Raw genomic sequence first — 17,897 nt, 5'->3', positions numbered from 1 at the left:
CAAATGAAGCGGTTGACAGCGTTCGAAATATCAGGAATAATAACCAATGAGAAAGATTCTCAATTATGTTAGGAGGAAAGAAATGAAATTAAAAACAAAAGTATTCACATTATCTAGCATATTGCTGCTGGCTGGAGTACTGAGCGCTTGCTCCCCCTCTTCAGATAAAGAAACAGCTACAACTGCCAATTCGACGACTTCATCCAATAGTACTCATACAGTCACAGATACACTTGGACATAAAGTAGAGATTCCAAACGCGCCCAAACGGATCATCGGCAGTTACTTAGAAGACTATCTGATTGCACTAGGGGAAAAACCTATCGCCCAGTGGACTGTTGGCAGTGGTTCCATTCAAGATTATCTGCAAGATGATTTAAAGGATGTCCCAACGATTTCTTATGACCTTCCTTATGAGAAAGTGTTAAGCTTTGAGCCTGATTTGCTGTTGATTTCTTCTTCCGCTACTGTCGAAGGCGGGAAATACGAACAATATAGCAAAATCGCGCCAACTTATGTTGTAAAAAACGGAACAGATGTCACATGGGAAGAACAACTAAAAGATGTCGGCAAAGCTTTGGCAAAAGAAAAAGAGGCAGAAAAGATCATTTCCGATTATCAAAAATCCATCAAGAAAACTCGAGAAGAACTAGCAGATAAAATCGAGAACAAGACAGCTGCAGTGTTGTGGGTGACCAACAACTCAGCCTTTATGGTCAGCAAAAATCGGTCAAGTGGAAGAATCGTATACGACGATCTGGAATTTGGTGTTCCTGATCTAGTGGAAGAGGTCTCCAAAAAAGCCACTTCTGACTGGTCTGCTGTTTCCTCTGAAAAGCTAGCTGAATTAGATGCTGACTACATCATCCTTGTGAACAGTGACAAAGATGCTGCCATGTTCAATGAACCAAGCTGGAAGAATCTTAAAGCAGTGACAGACAATCATGTACTGCAATTCGGACCTGAATCTAGTTGGCTATATAACGGACCTATTGCCAGTCAGGAAATGGTCAATGATATCAAAGAAAAACTAAATTGATTTTAACTAAAAAAAGCATCTTCACGATTAGTCGTGAGATGCTTTTTTTCTTATTAACAAACTAGACGCATAGATTTTATTCTTCTTTTGAAGCAACCCTATTTTTTACTCTTTCCCATTTTTGAAAACGATGGGCATATAGATTTTCTTGATCCGTTATCCCCTCATACTCCTCTATAAGGGCGAAGTCTGAAAAATCAATATTCCCAATATACGTATCGCCTTCAAACGTGCTATCGATCAATGTTCGCCAGATCCGACCAGTGTAAGGAAGAAGTTCTTGAAAAATCCGACTACCACCCGAAACATAGATATCTTCTGAGATCGTTTGACTATACGACAAAAGTTCATCGATCGAATGCATTACTTCCGCATTTTCTTTCGTGCGAAAATTTGGTTGCGTTGTCAACACGATGATATGGCGATAAGGAAGTGAAAGATCCCCCATTCCTTCATAGGTCTTTCTTCCCATCACTAAAATTCGATCCATTGTATGTTCGCGAAAGAAACGCATATCATTTGGCAATCGCCATGGTAACAAACCATTTTTGCCGATCAGACCATTTTTATCTTGTGCCCACATGGAAATAAACATATTATCCGCTCCTTATGATTTTAGATGTTTTGAGATAAAAAAAGTCTCAATTCTTTGACCAGCAAGGAATTGAGAACTTTAAAAACATTATTTTGTTTCACGGTGCAAAGTAACTTTGCGTTCGCGTGGGCAATATTTTTGTTTTTCCAAACGATCAGGATTGTTACGTTTGTTTTTGCTTGTTAGATAGTTACGTTCTTTACAAGAAGTACACTCTAAAGTGATGTTTACGCGCATGTTTTTCCCTCCCATTTTTACAAGAATCCTCTAAGATGACTCTCAGACTTGATTATCTTACCATGATTTTTTCTAGATTGCTAGTGTTTTTCACGATTTTGTTAAGTAAAACTACTTGACGATAAATACAACGGTTTTACTTCTCAAACAAAATCTTTTTCTTTTTGTATAAATACCCTTACACTTGTTTATATAGATTATGTTTTTTAATAAAGGGGGATACTAATATGCCATGGAACATGAAGGACTTTCCTGCATCAATGAAAAACTTAGATAAATTGACAAGAAAAAAAGCAATCGACATCGCAAATGCATTATTAGATGAAGGGTACCCTGATAACCGTGCGATCCCAATTGCCATTGATCAAGCAAAAAAATGGTATGAAGATGCTAGTGAATCAGAAAAACGAACTTTCGAAAAAGAAAAAAATCCAAGCAAGACGGATGAACACGATACGAATCCTCGTGCTGGAAAACTGCTTGATTCAGATGTGATCGTAGAATATGAGGAAGAACAATGGATCGTGAAATCTAAAGGGGCAAAAAAGGCAAGCAACCATTTTGATACAAAAAAAGAAGCAATCGAAAAAGGAAAGCAAGTAGCACAAAACAAAGAATCAACTTTGTTCATTTATAAAAAAGATGGGACAAAAGAAAAAGAAATCGATTATTGAACATATGTAAAGGGGTTGTGACGAAAATCGTGTCACAACCCCCTTATGTTCGAAACAATGGTGTTCCTCTGCCAACTCCGAACCATAAGTCATAATATCTATAAAACGGGAAGAGCTGTTTTTTGAAATTGTTTCTTATCACTCAGTGTTAAACGGTAGGAGAAAACCTCTTTTTTATTGATATTTGATTTTCATCAAACAGTCACATAGTCGATTGCTTCTGCTTGCGGAATCGTTTCATCTACAAAGTAGACTTTATACCATGTCAAGAAACTGAAGATTGTCCAGATTTTTCTTTGCTCTTCTTTACGTCCTTCGTGATGGTCATCTAGCAACTTCATGATTTTTTCTTGATCAAAAAATTCTTTTGCAAAATCTGCTTCGAACAATGCTTTGACTTGTTCGTAGCCGTGTTCTTCTTTCAACCAAGCTTTGATTGGCACAGGGAATCCTAATTTCACACGATTCGACCATTCTTCCGGAAGATGTTTGTTCGCAGCTTGTCTGAAAATATCTTTTGTGTTGTTTTGATTCAATAAAAACTTACTTGGTATTTGTTGAGCCAATTTCATGACTTCGATATCCAATAAAGGTACTCGGACTTCCAAAGAACTTGCCATAGAAAGTTTATCTGCCTTTAACAAGATATCTTTTGGCATCCATTGATGAAGATCGACATATTGCATCTTATTGACTTCATCTTTGATTCCTTCTGTTTTCTCGTAATGAACAGTCATGATTTCATCCACAGATGGTGCTGTTTGATATTTTGGTGTTAACACTTCTGATGCTTCTGTTTCTTCGAACACTCGAGCATGACCGATAAAATATTCTTTTGCAGGAGCAAGTGATTCATATAAATGGATCCGTCCATGGAAATTTTTCATTTTTCCGATTTTACGTCCTAAATTATAGCGTGTTCCTTTTGGTAATTTTTTCAATCCTTGAGCAATCACACGGATGAATTTTGAATTCGTATGGAATCCATACGTTTGGTATCCCGCAAACAGTTCATCCGCCCCTTCTCCAGATTGGACTACCCGCACACTTTGTGAAGCAAGATTTGCTAAAAAGTACAAAGGTACGCAAGAAGGATTTGAATCAGGTTCATCTAAGTGATACTGGATCAAAGGGAATGCTTTGAACGACATGTCTCCGTCGATCACTGCTGCTGTATTATCTAAGTCCAATAGTTCGGTTAGTTTTCTGGCTTCAATCGCTTCATTATAGGTTTTATCATCAAACCCGATTGAGAAAGAATGATCTGGTTTCAATACAGAGGTTACATAACTGGAATCAACCCCGCTGGATAAGAAAGAACCAACTTCTACATCACTGACCGTATGTGCTTCAATAGAAGCTTGAACGGTTTCGTCGATTTTTTCGATCCATTCTTGTCGGGAATGCGTTTCTTTTGTTTCAAAATCTGCATCCCAATATTGCTGAATGTCTAGTTTTCCATCTTTATACGTATAATAATGGCCTTCAGGCAAACGATAGACATCTTTGAAGAATGTTTCGCCGTTTAATGGAGAATATTGGAAAGTCATATAAGGTTTCAACGCTTCTTTGTTCAATTCTTTGTTAAAATCAGGATGAGGCAGAAAACTTTTGATTTCTGAACCAAACATAAATGTTCCGTTCATTTCTGCATAATAATATGGTTTGATCCCAAAGTGGTCTCTTGCACCGAATAACTCATTCTTTTCATTATCCCAAATAGCAAAAGCAAACATTCCGCGGATCTTTTGCAATAATTCTGTTCCCCATTCTTCGTAACCATGCAAAAGGACTTCTGTATCTGCATGTGTTTGAAAAACGTGGCCAGCTGCAATCAATTCTTCTCTCAAAGGCTGGTAATTATAGATTTCGCCATTAAAAATAATGATCTTTGTCCGATCTTCATTGTAAATAGGCTGAGTACCGCCCTCTAAGTCAATAATACTTAATCTTCTGAATCCTAAAGCAACATGTTTATCGATATATTCTCCTGAACTATTAGGTCCACGGTGAACGATTCGATCCATCATTGTATTAATAATTGTTTTTTTGTTGTCCTTGTCGTTAACAAAACCTACAATACCGCACATTTAACTTTCACATCCTAATATAAAATTACTGTTTATTTCATTCATATGCATCTTATCATAGAATAAATAGCGGACGAATATTTTCTCTCTTACAATTTCGTCACGTGAAAACAAAAGATGAAAGTTTCTGTTTTTACAGAAAATAAAGTCCCAATATCTAATTTACCATGTTTTCTTTTTTGAGGCTACCTTATTCTCTTCGTGTTAAAAAAATATTAGTGGATGCTATTTCCAAAAAAACCAGCAAAAAAAGACACGACCTAAAGATCGTGTCTAATTATGACTGTATCAGAAAATATGATACCAAACGGATCTATTCATTAATTAATTGACATAGTTTATCTGTTGCTCTTTTACGACTGGATAACTGACCAATTCATGACGATCCAAGTCTTCTTTATTTATATTTACAGCAGTAATTTGACTGTCTTCATACGTACGATAATAATAAATCCCTTTATCAACGTTACAGCAAGAAGAATAAATCGTATATTCGTATTTTCCTTCTCCAGTATCGCATACTCCTTTTTGTTGCTCGACTGAGCCTAGTATATGAAAAAATTGACTGATACTTTCAGATTCTGAATCACCTGATGCAGCATTCATTTTAGTAAATGTGGCTTTTACAAATCGAGAAACAGAAGAGAGATCTCCAGGTAAGCCCAATCCTCCCATCCCACGACTATAAACATTCAAGCTGATCTGGTTTGAAAAATGATTTTCTGGTGTTCCATTTGATAGCGAGCGATAATTGTTCAGATTAAATAATTGATAATCAAATGGCGGATTATTTGTCAACACACCGACAGGATTATCATATAAATGAAGTCCATCTTTCATACTTTCAATTACTATCGATTTTTCTTTATCAGCTAATAACCAGTGTAAAGGTGACAAGGGTAGTTTTTCACTAAAATCGATATTGACTAGATTGATAGTAGCCAATAATTCTTTAGCTTCGTCTATGGTTGAGCATTGCCCTAGTATCCATGGAATAAACTCAAATGGTGCAACGTTATCTTTTCCTTCTTGTAATTCTTTATAATCAGCATTGCCAGGAAAATTCAGTCCTGCCATACTCAACCCTTTTTCATTTGTAGCCTCATAATAGAGTGGATAGTTGGATACCCCAGCTGCTATTCCTATCATTGCATAATGTTTATCTAAATTTTTTACCTTTCTAAAATCGAAACGATAATTTCTTGGAGTAATAGTGACTACTTCATTATAAGACATCTCATAATCAAAATTCCTTCCAAAATAATGGTCTTTCGTTGCATAAGTGATTGCGGTACACATCGTTTCCCCTCCTAAAACAAATCGTTTTTACACTTTTATCTTACATCTAGTATTTTTTTTATCAAAAAAAAGGCCAAAGAAGATTGATTTACTAGCATTTATAAAAAATAGTACTCAGGGGGAATCAAAAAATATTGTAGGTTAAAAGTACAACAATAAGGGGCTGTGACAAAAGTCTTGTCACAGCCCCTTATTCCGAACAAACGGTGTTCAAAAGCTTGCATCTGCGGTAATAAGCCCAACCAAACGAAAAAATAGGAAAAGCTATTTTTGTTTGGCCGTTCTTATTACTTGATGCAGGACAGCTTCTTCACAACCTCTAATCGTTGATATAAGGAAGGTACAGGATTTGAACCTGCGCGCCGGTATTAGCCGGTTCGCCGGATTTCGAGTCCGGTGCATTACCACTCTGCCAACCTTCCGTAAGTACTATTTTTAAACTTTTTTCACGAAATGTCAAGCCTATTTCTAATAGATAAATAACAGAAATCGCTTTTTTTAGCAAAAAAGTCCATTGACAGTTTGCAGCCAACGGACTTACCGATCAAATTCATACTGATAGAACACTATCTGATTATTTCAGGATTATCTAATGCTAAAATCGAGTCAATTGTCCGTTTGATCAGTGCAATGATTTGTTCTTCTGTTGGATGCATGATGTTTGATGACATCAATGACGCTAAGCCAGTCACTGCTACCCATGTACCAGTATGCAGAGCATCGACATATTCATCCGATAATTGATTGTATCTTTCATCTTCTTTAACTATTTCACGGAAATAATTGTATGAAAAATCATGCATTTTCTTTCCGTCCCCATGTTCATCAATGTACAATGCCATGTAAAGACTATGATGCTTTTTTGCAAAGTAGATATAGTTCAAACCGAGATCAATGATTTTATCACCAGTACGTTCAATAGGGAAAACATCTTCTTTTAGTTGTTCAAAGATAGAATCCAGCAACGTATTTTTTAAATCTTCCATGTTTTTGAATTCCAGATAAATCGGCTGTGTCGAAATCCCCATCTTTTTAGCAATATTTCTCGCAGTAAATCCTTTAAACCCTTCCTTTGCAACAACATCATAAGCAGCTTTTAGAATTTGATCCTTGGTATAGACTTTTCTTCTCATTAAAACTCCCCCACTTCTTTACTGCAGTATATGTTGTTTTATTGTACCCTATTTTTAGCATTTTTTGCAAACATTTTACTCAAAACGTTATATTTTAAATTTTTTTCAGTCTTCTTTAACTTTTTTTTGCAAAATTAAAAAAATTTGGTTAAATTCAATGGGTTCCCTTACATTTTTAGTTTTGACCTAAATGATAGTTGTCCAAATCTTTCATTTCAAGTTATAGTTAAAGAAAATGAAAAAGAAGGTGTGTAATGGAAAACGAAACTGACGTTATTTATATTCATCCTCAAAAACGAATCGTTTCACAGAAAAGAAAGTATTTTTATCTTGGTTTTACAGGTGTTTTTTTTCTTTTTATTGGCTTGCTTTCTAATACTCCTACTGATAATTGGAGTGGATTGCTAACTATTCTTACCTCGCCAAGCAATCTTTTGACAGATTATTTTGCTTTAGGCGGTTTCGGAAGCGCATTCATAAATGTAGGGATTTTGACCTTACTTTCTGTGCTTTTAGCTTATCGGCACAAGGTGATTTTAAACGGTCCCTTATTTGCTTCGATTCTAACAGTTACCGGTTTCTCTTTTTTTGGCAAAAACCTTTATAATTCTATCTCAATCATTTTAGGTGTGTATCTATACGCTGTATTTGTCAATAAACCTTTTTCTCAGTACATCATGATCAGACTGTTTGGTAGCGCATTATCACCGGTCGTTAGTTATATCACTTTTGGTATGCGTTTTCCTTTACTGATAGGTATTTTATTGGGGAATTTAGCTGGCATAGCAATTGGTCTACTTCTTCCGCCCTTAGCTGCTCAAACTTTAGTTTTCCATCGTGGATTCACACTTTATAATATTGGATTCACCTCTGGGTTGATTGCGATGACTTTTACTGCTGTTTTGAGGTTATTCAGCTATTCAATCGTCGAAAATACATTGGTTTTCAATGAATATCACTTTCCTCTCATTTGGATTATTTTTGGCTTTTTTTCGCTGACAGTCGGAATTGGTTTCTATTATAATTCCTTTCGGCTTTCGGGGATTCGAGAAATTTTCGATTCATCTGGAAAATTGACAACTGATTTCATTGCTAATTCTGGTATTGGTGCTACTTTGATCAACATGGGCTTAGTTGGTCTGATGCTGTCTTCTTATGTTTTGCTGGTTGGCGGTCAGTTAAATGGACCTGTCATCGGTGCTATTTTATCTGCGGTGGGTTTCAGTGCTTTTGGTTGTCATTTAAAAAACAGTTTTCCGATACTAGTCGGAATATTTATTGCTTCTTTGTTTGGAACTTTTCATGAGATTACCAGTACTGGCATGCTTGTTGCAGCTGTGTTTGGGACAGGTCTCGCGCCCATAAGCGGTTTTTACGGCAGTTTTTACGGTGTAATAGCTGGTGTGCTACATATTGCTCTTGTCCATAACGTCAGCACTTTGCACGGAGGACTAAATCTATATAACAGTGGTTTTTCAACTGGTTTCGTTGCAGGTATCCTTGTACCGATACTAGATAACTTTACCGCTGTCAGAAAGGAAAAAAAGACACTTGGAAAAAGAATTATCAAAAAGAATCATCGATGAGCTTCTTACTTATTTATATTCCCATGAAATAACTGAAATACGTATTGGAGTAGAATTTGCTGAGGAAGGGCTTTTCATAGAGATACAGGGTACGGCAGAAACTCAGCCAGAAGATTTAGATGTACTTGCTGATTTGCTGAACAATCCTCGGGACCCTAGTATGGAAATCTACTATCAAGAACTATTAGGTAATCCCCGACATGATCGGGAAGATTATCATCTGTTAGGTAGTTTGATTGATGACGTGGAAATCATGTATGCCCAGCCGATTATCAATATTAAGATCTTTCGACGTGCTTCTCATTCCTATTATTAACCCTATTTTCTATTTATAAAAGACTGAATCAAAAAAGCAGCTCCTGAAAGTTCGATTAAAATCTACTTTCAGGAGCTGTTCAAGCTTGACATTATTGATTTTCCAATCCTTCATACACTTCATCTGTTACAGGTTCTAAAAACTCTGAATTACCAGCAGTGATCGCCAAATGTTCAAACCAACTGTCTTTTGTCGCACCATGCCAATGTTTAATCCCTTTGTGCGTTACGACGACATCTCCAGCCATTAATCGTCTTGCTGGCTTTCCTTCTTCCTGATACCAGCCTTCTCCTCCGGTCACAAGTAAGATTTGATAGCCGTCTGTATGGACATGCCAGTGATTGCGACAACCTGGTTCAAAAGTTACATTACCTACACCAACAGAAACTTCGGGATCATTCACTAACATATTCAGATAGCTTTGCCCGGTAAATACTTGAGCGTAAGCTTCGTTTTTTTCACCTGCTGGAAAAATCACGCCATTGTGTATTTCTTCGTGTTTTGTCATCATTTACGCCTCTTTCTTATCTTCGCTATTTTCTTCTAAATAGATTTCTTTTGCTAAACTAAAAGCTGACCAAGCTTTTGGCCATCCTACATAAAAAGCTAAATGGGTAATGATTTCTGCTATTTCTTCACTAGTAATGCCATTTTGCTTGCCAATCTTCAGATGAGCTGGCAATTGTTCAAAATTTCCTCCTGAAATTAATGCAGATATGGTGATGATACTACGCTGATGAGCAGATAATTCTTCTCTGGACCATACTTGTCCAAATAAAACATCATCATTCAATTCTGCAAATTTTGGTGCAAAATCTCCTAATTGATCTCGTCCTGCGGTTTGTTTTTCTGCCATTTCTCTTATTCTCCCTTCACGACTGTTAGGTGATTCAACTATGGTTCTAAGGCAACTTTATTTTCTATTGTTTCTTCGCATTTCATTTTAAATGTAGTCTTTCAGCCTGTCCAATGCTTAGTTTATTCAGTCGATATGCTTTTTAAGCATAGTTGCTAACGCTTTTTTTATTTTAAAAAAAACAAGTTATTAAATAAGTCTTTAGTTGGATGTTTTTTTGAGATCAATCTTTTATACTTATGATGAACTTACAAAATTGTTTGTTTTCTGTCATATCAAAAAATGGCGCAGTTAGTTGCTTTTCTAGTAAAGTATAGTTAACAAAGAACCTCTAAGGAGTTGATGAATAATGAATATTGCTGCCTCTCGAAAACTGATAAATTTCATATCCATTATCGGATTAGGCCTATCAATCGCGCTGACGATTTATTTTATTAATTTAGGTGTTTTCAAAGATTTGAATGCGTTAAGAGGATTAGTAGGTGATTCCATCATTTTAGGACCGATTATTTTTGTCTTCATCCAAATCCTGCAAGTAGTTATTCCAATCATTCCTGGAGGGATCAGTACTGCAGCTGGTGTCCTGATATTTGGCCCTTATGCTGGATTTATCTATAACTATATTGGAATCTGCATTGGTTCGATTATCATTTTTCTGCTAGGGCGTCGTTATGGAAAGCCATTCATACTTTCCATGATTAGCGATAAGACATATAACAAATATATTGGCTGGCTGGATAATCAAAACCGTTTTGAGAAGCTGTTTGCTCTAGCTATTTTTCTTCCAGTTGCTCCTGACGATGCGTTATGTTTGATGGCTGGATTGACAAACATGTCAGTGAAACGATATACACTAATCATTTTGATTGCTAAACCACTGTCGATTTTCTTATATAGTATGGCCTTGATTTATGGAGGTCAATATCTAAGTGGTCTTCTTGGATAATATTTATTTTGTAAAATTAGTCATTGATTGACAATGTTAAATCTGGGAAAGGGTCTGCAAAACACACTGCACCCTTTCCTTTTTCATTAGATTTGCGCTACAATGTGAAGAGCAGGTGATAGGATGAATTATTTGAAACGTAGCTTAGGTAATGCTTGGGACTTTTTAAAAGGAACACAAGCTTATTTCCGTGATGTCTTGCTGATGCATGGCTTTATTTTATTTATTTGTTTACCCTTATTGAGCAGTACGACCCGTTTTATTTTACACCGAGGGGCAATTGACTATTTGTCTTATGACAATATTCCTTCAATTTTTTCTCAACATCCTGGGGTTCTACTCTCGTTAATCGTAGTTTTGATGACGATTTTACTGTTAGTTTATTTCGAATTTACTTTTCTTTTGATGAGTGTTTTTTTTATTAAAAAGAAAGAACCAATCTCTTTGAAGCAACTCTTACACTTGACGATACTTCAGCTGAAGAAAGTGAGACCCATTACTTTTTTGTTTTTCCTTGCTTATTTTTTATTGATTCTACCGATCAGCGGATTAAGTTTTAATTCTGATCTACTGTCAAAAATAAAAATCCCCGCTTTCATTATGGATTTTATTTTTGCTAATCGTTGGATCATCGTCAGTTCCTTTTTACTCGTTTATATTTTCCTTGGCTATATTGGGATTCGACTGATTTTTGCTTTACCGGAAATGATTCTACGAGATCGTCCTTTTCGAGCAGCCATTCGGGAAAGCTGGTCATTGACCAAATCGCGTCTTTTGGCCATCACGGGCCAATTTATTGTGATTGGCGGTACGATTTTACTCCTTTCTTCTTTAGGATATATCGTTGTTATTTTGGCACAAAGTATGGTTGAACAATTTTTCCCAGACTATGCATTGATCAGCGCTGTGTTTGCTATGACGCTTTTACAAGGGATTTTATTATTCAATATCGTGATGTCTACCGTAGGGATTTTTTATATCATTGTTGATTTCATGGATGACGAAGGCTTCTTGCCTGAGATCCCTAAGTGGTTTATCCCACAAGCCCCCAACTTGCGTTTCTCTGCGCTGAAAAACACTGGTTTGACTCTTTTTGCAGTTTTTTTCGGTATTGGCGTCTGTCTTTACAATATGGATTATCTGACTTCAGCTGTTCAGACAAAACCAGTGACTGTCTCTCACAGAGGTGTGAGTACCCAAAATGGGGCGCAAAATACTTTAGAAGCACTTGAAAAAACAAGCAGAGACTATCATCCTGATTATGTAGAGATGGATGTTCAGGAAACAAAAGATGGTCATTTCGTAGTGATGCATGATGCAAATCTTCGTCACTTAACAGGGGTAAATGGAACACCACAGGATCTTACATTGAAAGAATTGACAAATCTTACAGTTACTGAAAACGGAGTGCAAGCCCCTGTTTGTTCTTTTGATTCTTATTTGGAAAAAGCACATAAGCTAAACCAAAAATTACTTATTGAGATCAAGACCTCTAAAAAAGATTCGGATGACCTTGTCGAACGATTTGTCCATAAATACCGCAAAGTTATCTTAGAGAACCATCATATTTTGCAAAGTTTGACGTACCAAACCGTTTCAGATTTAAAAGAAGCAGAACCAAACTTTTATGTGGGCTACATCTTACCTTTCAATATTGTTGGGCCCCCTGTGACGCCTGCTGATTTTCTGACAATGGAATATAGTACGATCAACCGTAACTTCATTAATTCTGCCCACCAAGACGGAAAAGAAGTATATGTATGGACAATCAACGATTCAGATGCCATGAGTCGCATGATGTTTTATGGTGTGGATGGTATCATAACCGATGAGATGGGACTACTAAATGAAAGTGTGAAACAAACAGATGAAGAAATCACTTATTCAGATAAACTGCTAAATTTTGTTTTGGGAGTCGGCTAATCAAAAATCGTTAATGAAAAAAGTCTTTATACAACAAAAAACGCATAACCTGCCACCGCAGGTATATGCGTTTTTTGTTTGACGCTCATAATGTGTGCTTAACTTTCTCTTGATTCCTTCATCGCACGAACAATAGCTAAAATAGCAGGAATTGCAGAGATCACTGCAAGAATAATTCCCATTTTCCCTGAACTTTTTCTTTTTGGCATATCTTCTCGCTCCCTTCTGTCTTTATTTATATTATAAGGGAGTTCTTGCGAATTCTCAAAAATACTGTTTAAGAAACCAATTCAGCAGGTGCGCTAATATCACAGAATTTTACGAGCATGCGATACTTGCTTTCATTGATAAGTTGATAGTCTCGTTGGTCATAACTTTCAACATACACGACAGCCGTGTTGATATATGTACGTTCAATACAGCCGATTAGTTCATGAGATACTCCGATCGGTTTGCATATATAAGATCTTCCTACTTCTGCTTTTACCATTTCATTCCCTCTTTTCTTTATTTTTATTTTGTTTTTTCTTTATTTTTATTATTTGTCAAATTAAGCGAGACAAAACTTTCCATTTACGTAACTCAAAAAAACTTCTAATGGTGTTTGGTAATTTAGTGATTTTCTAGGGATATGGTTTCTTTTGGACGCAACGGATGAGATGAATCCTTGATTGACTTGGTTGAAGTCCATTTCTTTTGGTAGTCCATCTTTTCGGAGGAGTCCGTTTGAATGTTCATTTAATCCCCGTTGGGAAGGCGTTCCTGGGTCTGCGAAATAAATATCAATATCATTCGTATTACTAATACTTTTCCAATTAGAGAATTCTTTTCCACAATCAAAGGTAATTGATTTGAAAAGATTTTTGGGTACGGATTGAAGCCATTCATTAATCGAATTTTCAATATCAACTGCCTTACGGCCTTCTGGTTTCAAGGCGATAATGGCTTTTGAAAGTCGCTCAACGAGTGTGATGACGGCACTTTTATGGTGGATGCCGACAATCGTATCACCCTCTAAATGTCCAAATTCTTCTTCGAAAACGACATAATCTTTTTTACGTTCAGAAATATTTCTTTTGAATGCCTGTTTTCCACGTTTTTCCTTATAACCATTTGGTTTTCGTTTTCCTTGCATCGGTAAATGTAAAACATTGAATTCTCCCGTCTTAAACCGGCGATAGAGGGTACTTACTGAACAAGAGAAGGTTCGCTCTGCACGGCCAATAATGACGTCTGGGGTCCAACCTTCAGTTGATCTTTTTGCAATGTATTCTTTTTCCTCAGCAGGAAAAATGATTTCGGTTCTCCCACAACGTCGCTTATTTTCTTTGTATTGTTCAAAGTATTCAAGTGCTGTTCCACCACATTTGAGAAAGTTATAGACATTGTAAATTGTTTGGCGTCCACGTTTAAGCTGCTTCGCAGCGATAGCAACCGGAGTTTCTTGATGAAAATATGCTTCTATCATTACAAGCTCGTTTGGTGTAAGATGGGTATAAGTCATTTATGTTCACTCTCCTTGTATGCTTTAGCGGGTATTACAATTTGAGTGTAACATAAATGGCTTTTTTATTTGTCTCGCTTAATTATACAAACGGCGTTTATAATAACAAATTACCTTGTATTTGAAAACGTTTTTATTCATTTTTTTATTTTTTATTTTGAGTATCTTTCTGCTTTTTAGATAACTATTTTTTAACACGATCTTAGACGTTGTGACAAAAACGTTTGTTTATATTCCTATGTTGTTCGTGCGTTTTTTTCTTTATATTGCTAAGTTATTTATAAAGAGGTGAGCATATGATTTATATTCAAGCAATAGTATTTGTAACCTTGATGATTGGGCTACTTATCGGATTAAAAGAAAATAGCTAAACCATTTAAGAAAAAATAAATAAGGAAAATGATAAATGCTTTTTAATTGCATCAAAAAACGTACGATGCTAAACTTGGTATAAGTTCGAAAGTTTAAAGGAAACTTTCAAGAACTAAATTACATTACAAAGGAGATGAATTTTATGACGTTTACAAAAACAAATATGCAATACCGCGTAGCTTTTGATACAACTTCTAACCGTTTTATGGCGATTGATGCACAAAACGAAAATAACGTTGCGTTTGGTATTACAATCGAACAAGCAGTCCGAGCATTAAACGAATCTAGATAAGGAGTGAACCATTCCAAATGGCGACTGATGAGATCTCGGAAAATCAATAAAAGACGTTTGTAACGGTAATCCGCGACAAACGTCTTTTTGTATTCATTACATATATTTGGAAATTGTCTCTCTTTATCTCTAGACCTAAACAAAAACACAAGTTCTAATATCAACCATCTCGTTTTTTATGACAATTTTGTTATATAGGTTGAATTAAATACTTTACATCCGCACGCACAGTCGGTCAATCACCTCAAGGGGACGCTCGTTTACATCGGCTAAGAAACCGCGGACCGACTGTTTGATTTTCTGGACGTGGTCAAAAAAAACATTGTTGATGACCGATTCCTTGAGCCACTTCCAAACGCCTTCCATTAGGTTCAACTGAGGGCTGTAGGGAGGGAGGAAGATGAGTGCCAGGCGCCTAGCGTTTTCTTCAAGAAAAGACTGGATCAGCTTGGCGTGGTGGATAAGGGCATTATCCAATACCATCACGATTTTTCCGGTGGGGTATTCCCGCAACGTCCGCTCCAGAAAACGGAGGAAGGCCGCTGCGTCGTATGCCCCTTCTTCTGTACAAATGATCCGACCGGTTTCATAATCCAAGGTGCCTATCAATTTTACCCCTTTGTGTTGTCCATAAGTGGGGATTTTTCGCTGGTGGCCGCGGAGAAACCAGGTGCAGCCAATGGCTTGGTAATCCCGGATCATGGTTTCGTCCTCGAATAGGAGGTGGTCAATATCGCTATTCAGCAATTTTTTTTAGGCTCGGGAAGGTTTCTTCCAAAAATACCTGTTGTTTCTTGGAATCCGCTTTTTTGAGGGTATACGTCGGACGGGTCCAGCTTAGTCCTAGCCGGTGAAGGAGGTCCGCCACGCCTTTTTGCGTATATCCATAACTCCATTCCCGGAGAATCAGGTCACACACAATCGCCAATGTCCAATTGGCACGGGATTTGAAACCTACTTCCTCCGGAGTGTGGTAGGCGACGATTTGGACCAGTTCCGCTTCCTGTTCATCTGTCAGCCGTGAAGGTCGTCCGCTTTGTTTTTGGAGACTAAACCTTGGATTCCATTATGGCAGTAGTTTTTCACATAGTGGCTGACAGTATGCTCGTCGCGGCCGATGGTGTGCCCGGCTTCTTTCCGGGTGTGGCCTTCAAGAACCAACTTGACTGCCAGGAAACGCTCGTACAACCGGCGGTTGTCTGTCGTATTCATCGCTTTTTCCAATTCACGGATTTGGCGTTCTGTTTCCATGTTCCCCACTCCTCAAGTGTTTTCTTTAGTATACGCCTATAGGAGGAAAAACGAATACAATTTAACTCAATTTATATAGCTGTTTCGATGATAATATTCCGTTATTATCTGTATAATATTTAATCTTAATTGTCAAATTAAGTTAGACAAATCATCAATACTTACGTAACTCAAAAATACTTCCAAAGGTGTTCGATAATTCAGTGATTTTCTAGGAATATTATTTCGTTTCGATGCGACAGATTGAATAAAAGATTCATCTACTGAATTGAAATCCATAGATTTCAATAAACCATCTCTACGTAACAATCCGTTAGAATTCTCGTTTAGGCCTCTTTGAGACGGCGTTCCTGGATCAGCGAAATAAATGGCAATATCATTGGCATTACTGATCTGTTTCCAATTTGAAAATTCCTTTCCACAATCAAAAGTGATGGATTTGAATAGATTTTTCGGTACAGATTCAAACCAATGATTTAATTTGTTTTCAATATCAATCGCTTGTCTACCACACGGTTTCAATGTGATGATAACTTTTGATAATCGCTCAACTAAGGTAATTACAGCACTTTTATGTTTCAAACCTACGATAGTGTCACCTTCAAGGTGACCAAACTCATTTGAGAATTGGCTATAATCTTTTTCACGTTCATGAATAGAGCGACGGAAAGCTTGTTTTCCACGTCTTTCTTGATGTCCATTTGGTTTACGCTTGCCTTTCATCGGTAAGTCAGAAGGATTAAATAGCCCCTTTTTGAACATACGATAAATGGTACGAGCAGAACAACGAATAGGAAACGCTGCACGACCAACAATCACATCGGGTGTCCATCCTTGAACAACCTTTCTTTGAATATATTCTGATTGTTCCTCAGGTAAAACAAGCGGGCGTCTACCACAGTTTGATTTGTTTTTCTTATACTGTTGATAGTACTCTAAGGCTGATTTTCCTTGCTTGAAGAACAGGTATACTTTATGGATCGTTTGTCTTGAACGATTCAAGCAATGCGCAGTTTTCGCAACAGATTGATTTATTTTGAAATAAGACTCTATCATTACAAGTTCATCCGTTGTAAGATGGGTATAGGTCATTTGTACTCACTCCTTATAATTCTTTGGACGGAACTATTTTGAGTGTAGCACAAATGACTTTTTTAGTTGTCTAGCTTAATTTTACAATCGGCGAAAAATAAAAAAGGAGATCTTTCATGAAAAAAATTTTAGGGTTGATCGTTATCATATTGATTGCTTTTATAGGATGGAAAGGTTGGGACTACTATCAGTCTACTTATGTAGGTAAAGATTATTATGCGGTAGTCAAAGCTCCAATGCCTGCAGAAACTGATATCAAAGCAGATAATGGGGAAGTAATTGGAAGAGGTTTTAAATACAACGTAGATGCTTATGCTGAAAACGGTGAAAAAAGACAGTTAGATTTCGATGTCATTACTTCTGGTGACTCTGCCAATGGTTCTGCTTACCCCGAAGGAACGATCTTGCAGTTGAAAGCAAGCGAAAAGCGGATCATAGAGAAAAAAGTAATTACCAGCGATAAGGTACCCTCATCTGCAAAAGAAAAATTAGGCCTATCTTAAGCTAAGAATATATCGCAAAAAAGCACTCGAAGTGAGTGCTTTTTTGCTTACTGATTCTAGAAAACAAAAAAACAGAATTAACCTTCGAAGTCAGCCTCACTGTTCTTAAAGTCCTAAAACAAACTAAAGAGCAAGGCAATCAATCGATTTCTATACAAACAAGGGACTGTGACAAACGTCTTGTCACAG

General features: G+C 36.8%; 18 protein-coding genes, 1 tRNA gene and 1 pseudogene. 8 read left to right on the top strand and 12 right to left on the bottom strand.

Translation table 11 applies throughout. The features are described 5' to 3' along the window. Positions 1-82 precede the first annotated feature (82 nt). Complete coding sequence (locus IGJ87_RS04670) at positions 83-1,039, top strand: ABC transporter substrate-binding protein (RefSeq protein ID WP_002293906.1); 957 nt, start codon at positions 83-85, stop codon at positions 1,037-1,039. A 76-nt stretch (positions 1,040-1,115) separates the two neighbouring features. Here IGJ87_RS04670 and IGJ87_RS04665 read toward each other — a convergent pair whose 3' ends face one another. Then, positions 1,116-1,634: a dihydrofolate reductase gene (locus tag IGJ87_RS04665; RefSeq protein WP_002296121.1), complete on the bottom strand. Its 519-nt coding sequence runs from the start codon at positions 1,632-1,634 to the stop codon at positions 1,116-1,118. Positions 1,635-1,721: 87 nt separating this feature from the next. Then, entirely contained in the window at positions 1,722-1,886 is a 165-nt protein-coding gene (gene rpmG, locus IGJ87_RS04660; RefSeq protein WP_002320810.1) for a 50S ribosomal protein L33, read from the bottom strand. Between the two features lie 212 nt (positions 1,887-2,098). Here rpmG and IGJ87_RS04655 point away from each other — a divergent pair, with 212 nt between their 5' ends. After that, complete coding sequence (locus tag IGJ87_RS04655) at positions 2,099-2,545, top strand: DUF2188 domain-containing protein (protein WP_002288531.1); 447 nt, start codon at positions 2,099-2,101, stop codon at positions 2,543-2,545. A 194-nt stretch (positions 2,546-2,739) separates the two neighbouring features. Here IGJ87_RS04655 and asnB read toward each other — a convergent pair whose 3' ends face one another. The 4 genes from asnB to IGJ87_RS04635 all read right to left on the bottom strand — a co-directional run bounded on the left by asnB (position 2,740) and on the right by IGJ87_RS04635 (position 7,067). Then, positions 2,740-4,635, bottom strand: coding sequence for an asparagine synthase (glutamine-hydrolyzing) (asnB, locus tag IGJ87_RS04650; RefSeq protein WP_002323439.1), 1,896 nt, complete (start codon positions 4,633-4,635; stop codon positions 2,740-2,742). Positions 4,636-4,959: 324 nt separating this feature from the next. After that, positions 4,960-5,934 carry a choloylglycine hydrolase gene (gene bsh / locus IGJ87_RS04645; protein WP_002333622.1) on the bottom strand — a complete coding sequence of 325 codons (975 nt, stop codon included), beginning with the start codon at positions 5,932-5,934 and terminating at the stop codon, positions 4,960-4,962. Between the two features lie 334 nt (positions 5,935-6,268). After that, positions 6,269-6,356 (bottom strand) — tRNA-Ser (locus IGJ87_RS04640). Between the two features lie 144 nt (positions 6,357-6,500). Beyond that, positions 6,501-7,067, bottom strand: a complete 567-nt coding sequence (locus tag IGJ87_RS04635) for a TetR/AcrR family transcriptional regulator (RefSeq protein ID WP_002296332.1) — start codon at positions 7,065-7,067, stop codon at positions 6,501-6,503. Positions 7,068-7,321: 254 nt separating this feature from the next. Between IGJ87_RS04635 and IGJ87_RS04630 the strand changes: the two genes are divergently transcribed. Beyond that, positions 7,322-8,653, top strand: coding sequence for a DUF1576 domain-containing protein (locus IGJ87_RS04630; protein ID WP_227311083.1), 1,332 nt, complete (start codon positions 7,322-7,324; stop codon positions 8,651-8,653). Continuing rightward, positions 8,619-8,969, top strand: a complete 351-nt coding sequence (locus tag IGJ87_RS04625; protein WP_002296335.1) for a hypothetical protein — start codon at positions 8,619-8,621, stop codon at positions 8,967-8,969. The genes IGJ87_RS04630 and IGJ87_RS04625 overlap by 35 nt, the downstream gene beginning before the upstream one ends. A gap of 91 nt (positions 8,970-9,060) precedes the next feature. On the opposite strand, the gene IGJ87_RS04620 is transcribed toward IGJ87_RS04625, so the two are convergent. Both IGJ87_RS04620 and IGJ87_RS04615 read right to left on the bottom strand, forming a co-directional pair. Further along, positions 9,061-9,480, bottom strand: coding sequence for a cupin domain-containing protein (locus IGJ87_RS04620; protein WP_002317579.1), 420 nt, complete (start codon positions 9,478-9,480; stop codon positions 9,061-9,063). Further along, entirely contained in the window at positions 9,481-9,825 is a 345-nt protein-coding gene (locus IGJ87_RS04615; RefSeq protein ID WP_002296337.1) for a carboxymuconolactone decarboxylase family protein, read from the bottom strand. It abuts the gene before it with no gap. Positions 9,826-10,174: 349 nt separating this feature from the next. Between IGJ87_RS04615 and IGJ87_RS04610 the strand changes: the two genes are divergently transcribed. After that, on the top strand, positions 10,175-10,771 hold the full coding sequence (locus tag IGJ87_RS04610) for a TVP38/TMEM64 family protein (protein ID WP_002287776.1): 597 nt from the start codon (positions 10,175-10,177) through the stop codon (positions 10,769-10,771). 123 nt (positions 10,772-10,894) lie between these two features. Continuing rightward, positions 10,895-12,694 (top strand): glycerophosphoryl diester phosphodiesterase membrane domain-containing protein, encoded by a 1,800-nt coding sequence (locus IGJ87_RS04605; protein ID WP_002287775.1) that lies wholly within the window; start codon positions 10,895-10,897, stop codon positions 12,692-12,694. A gap of 277 nt (positions 12,695-12,971) precedes the next feature. Here the strand turns inward: IGJ87_RS04605 and IGJ87_RS04600 are convergent, their stop codons facing one another. Both IGJ87_RS04600 and IGJ87_RS04595 read right to left on the bottom strand, forming a co-directional pair. After that, positions 12,972-13,184, bottom strand: a complete 213-nt coding sequence (locus IGJ87_RS04600) for a hypothetical protein (RefSeq protein ID WP_002297633.1) — start codon at positions 13,182-13,184, stop codon at positions 12,972-12,974. A 60-nt stretch (positions 13,185-13,244) separates the two neighbouring features. Then, complete coding sequence (locus tag IGJ87_RS04595) at positions 13,245-14,198, bottom strand: IS30 family transposase (protein ID WP_002328397.1); 954 nt, start codon at positions 14,196-14,198, stop codon at positions 13,245-13,247. Positions 14,199-14,712: 514 nt separating this feature from the next. Between IGJ87_RS04595 and IGJ87_RS04590 the strand changes: the two genes are divergently transcribed. Beyond that, complete coding sequence (locus IGJ87_RS04590; RefSeq protein WP_002293931.1) at positions 14,713-14,862, top strand: hypothetical protein; 150 nt, start codon at positions 14,713-14,715, stop codon at positions 14,860-14,862. Between the two features lie 213 nt (positions 14,863-15,075). On the opposite strand, the pseudogene IGJ87_RS04585 reads toward IGJ87_RS04590, so the two are convergent. Both IGJ87_RS04585 and IGJ87_RS04580 read right to left on the bottom strand, forming a co-directional pair. After that, positions 15,076-16,113, bottom strand: a pseudogene (locus IGJ87_RS04585) (IS630 family transposase). Positions 16,114-16,245: 132 nt separating this feature from the next. Continuing rightward, the gene (locus tag IGJ87_RS04580; protein WP_000222573.1) at positions 16,246-17,205 is read right to left on the bottom strand and encodes an IS30 family transposase; all 960 of its coding nucleotides are present in this window, start codon (positions 17,203-17,205) and stop codon (positions 16,246-16,248) included. A 116-nt stretch (positions 17,206-17,321) separates the two neighbouring features. On the opposite strand from IGJ87_RS04580, the gene IGJ87_RS04575 reads away from it, so the two are divergent. Then, positions 17,322-17,708 (top strand): YxeA family protein, encoded by a 387-nt coding sequence (locus tag IGJ87_RS04575; RefSeq protein WP_002322843.1) that lies wholly within the window; start codon positions 17,322-17,324, stop codon positions 17,706-17,708. Positions 17,709-17,897 lie beyond the last annotated feature (189 nt).

The sequence above is a fragment of the Enterococcus sp. DIV1411a genome, assembly GCF_050531945.1.
Classification (GTDB): domain Bacteria; phylum Bacillota; class Bacilli; order Lactobacillales; family Enterococcaceae; genus Enterococcus_B; species Enterococcus_B faecium.
The sequence above is the reverse complement of the archived record's forward strand: the minus strand, read 5'-3'. Positions and strand labels throughout refer to the sequence as shown.

Bases quoted from the DNA above. Each gene is read 5' to 3' on its own strand.
- IGJ87_RS04630 (WP_227311083.1), top strand. From the start codon at position 7,322: ATGGAAAACGAAACTGACGTTATTTATATTCATCCTCAAAAACGAATC.
- IGJ87_RS04600 (WP_002297633.1), bottom strand. From the start codon at position 13,184: ATGGTAAAAGCAGAAGTAGGAAGATCTTATATATGCAAACCGATCGGA.
- IGJ87_RS04665 (WP_002296121.1), bottom strand. From the start codon at position 1,634: ATGTTTATTTCCATGTGGGCACAAGATAAAAATGGTCTGATCGGCAAA.
- IGJ87_RS04670 (WP_002293906.1), top strand. From the start codon at position 83: ATGAAATTAAAAACAAAAGTATTCACATTATCTAGCATATTGCTGCTG.
- IGJ87_RS04620 (WP_002317579.1), bottom strand. From the start codon at position 9,480: ATGATGACAAAACACGAAGAAATACACAATGGCGTGATTTTTCCAGCA.
- bsh (WP_002333622.1), bottom strand. From the start codon at position 5,934: ATGTGTACCGCAATCACTTATGCAACGAAAGACCATTATTTTGGAAGG.
- IGJ87_RS04605 (WP_002287775.1), top strand. From the start codon at position 10,895: ATGAATTATTTGAAACGTAGCTTAGGTAATGCTTGGGACTTTTTAAAA.
- asnB (WP_002323439.1), bottom strand. From the start codon at position 4,635: ATGTGCGGTATTGTAGGTTTTGTTAACGACAAGGACAACAAAAAAACA.
- IGJ87_RS04575 (WP_002322843.1), top strand. From the start codon at position 17,322: ATGAAAAAAATTTTAGGGTTGATCGTTATCATATTGATTGCTTTTATA.
- IGJ87_RS04610 (WP_002287776.1), top strand. From the start codon at position 10,175: ATGAATATTGCTGCCTCTCGAAAACTGATAAATTTCATATCCATTATC.
- IGJ87_RS04655 (WP_002288531.1), top strand. From the start codon at position 2,099: ATGCCATGGAACATGAAGGACTTTCCTGCATCAATGAAAAACTTAGAT.
- IGJ87_RS04580 (WP_000222573.1), bottom strand. From the start codon at position 17,205: ATGACCTATACCCATCTTACAACGGATGAACTTGTAATGATAGAGTCT.
- IGJ87_RS04595 (WP_002328397.1), bottom strand. From the start codon at position 14,198: ATGACTTATACCCATCTTACACCAAACGAGCTTGTAATGATAGAAGCA.
- IGJ87_RS04590 (WP_002293931.1), top strand. From the start codon at position 14,713: ATGACGTTTACAAAAACAAATATGCAATACCGCGTAGCTTTTGATACA.
- rpmG (WP_002320810.1), bottom strand. From the start codon at position 1,886: ATGGGAGGGAAAAACATGCGCGTAAACATCACTTTAGAGTGTACTTCT.
- IGJ87_RS04615 (WP_002296337.1), bottom strand. From the start codon at position 9,825: ATGGCAGAAAAACAAACCGCAGGACGAGATCAATTAGGAGATTTTGCA.
- IGJ87_RS04635 (WP_002296332.1), bottom strand. From the start codon at position 7,067: ATGAGAAGAAAAGTCTATACCAAGGATCAAATTCTAAAAGCTGCTTAT.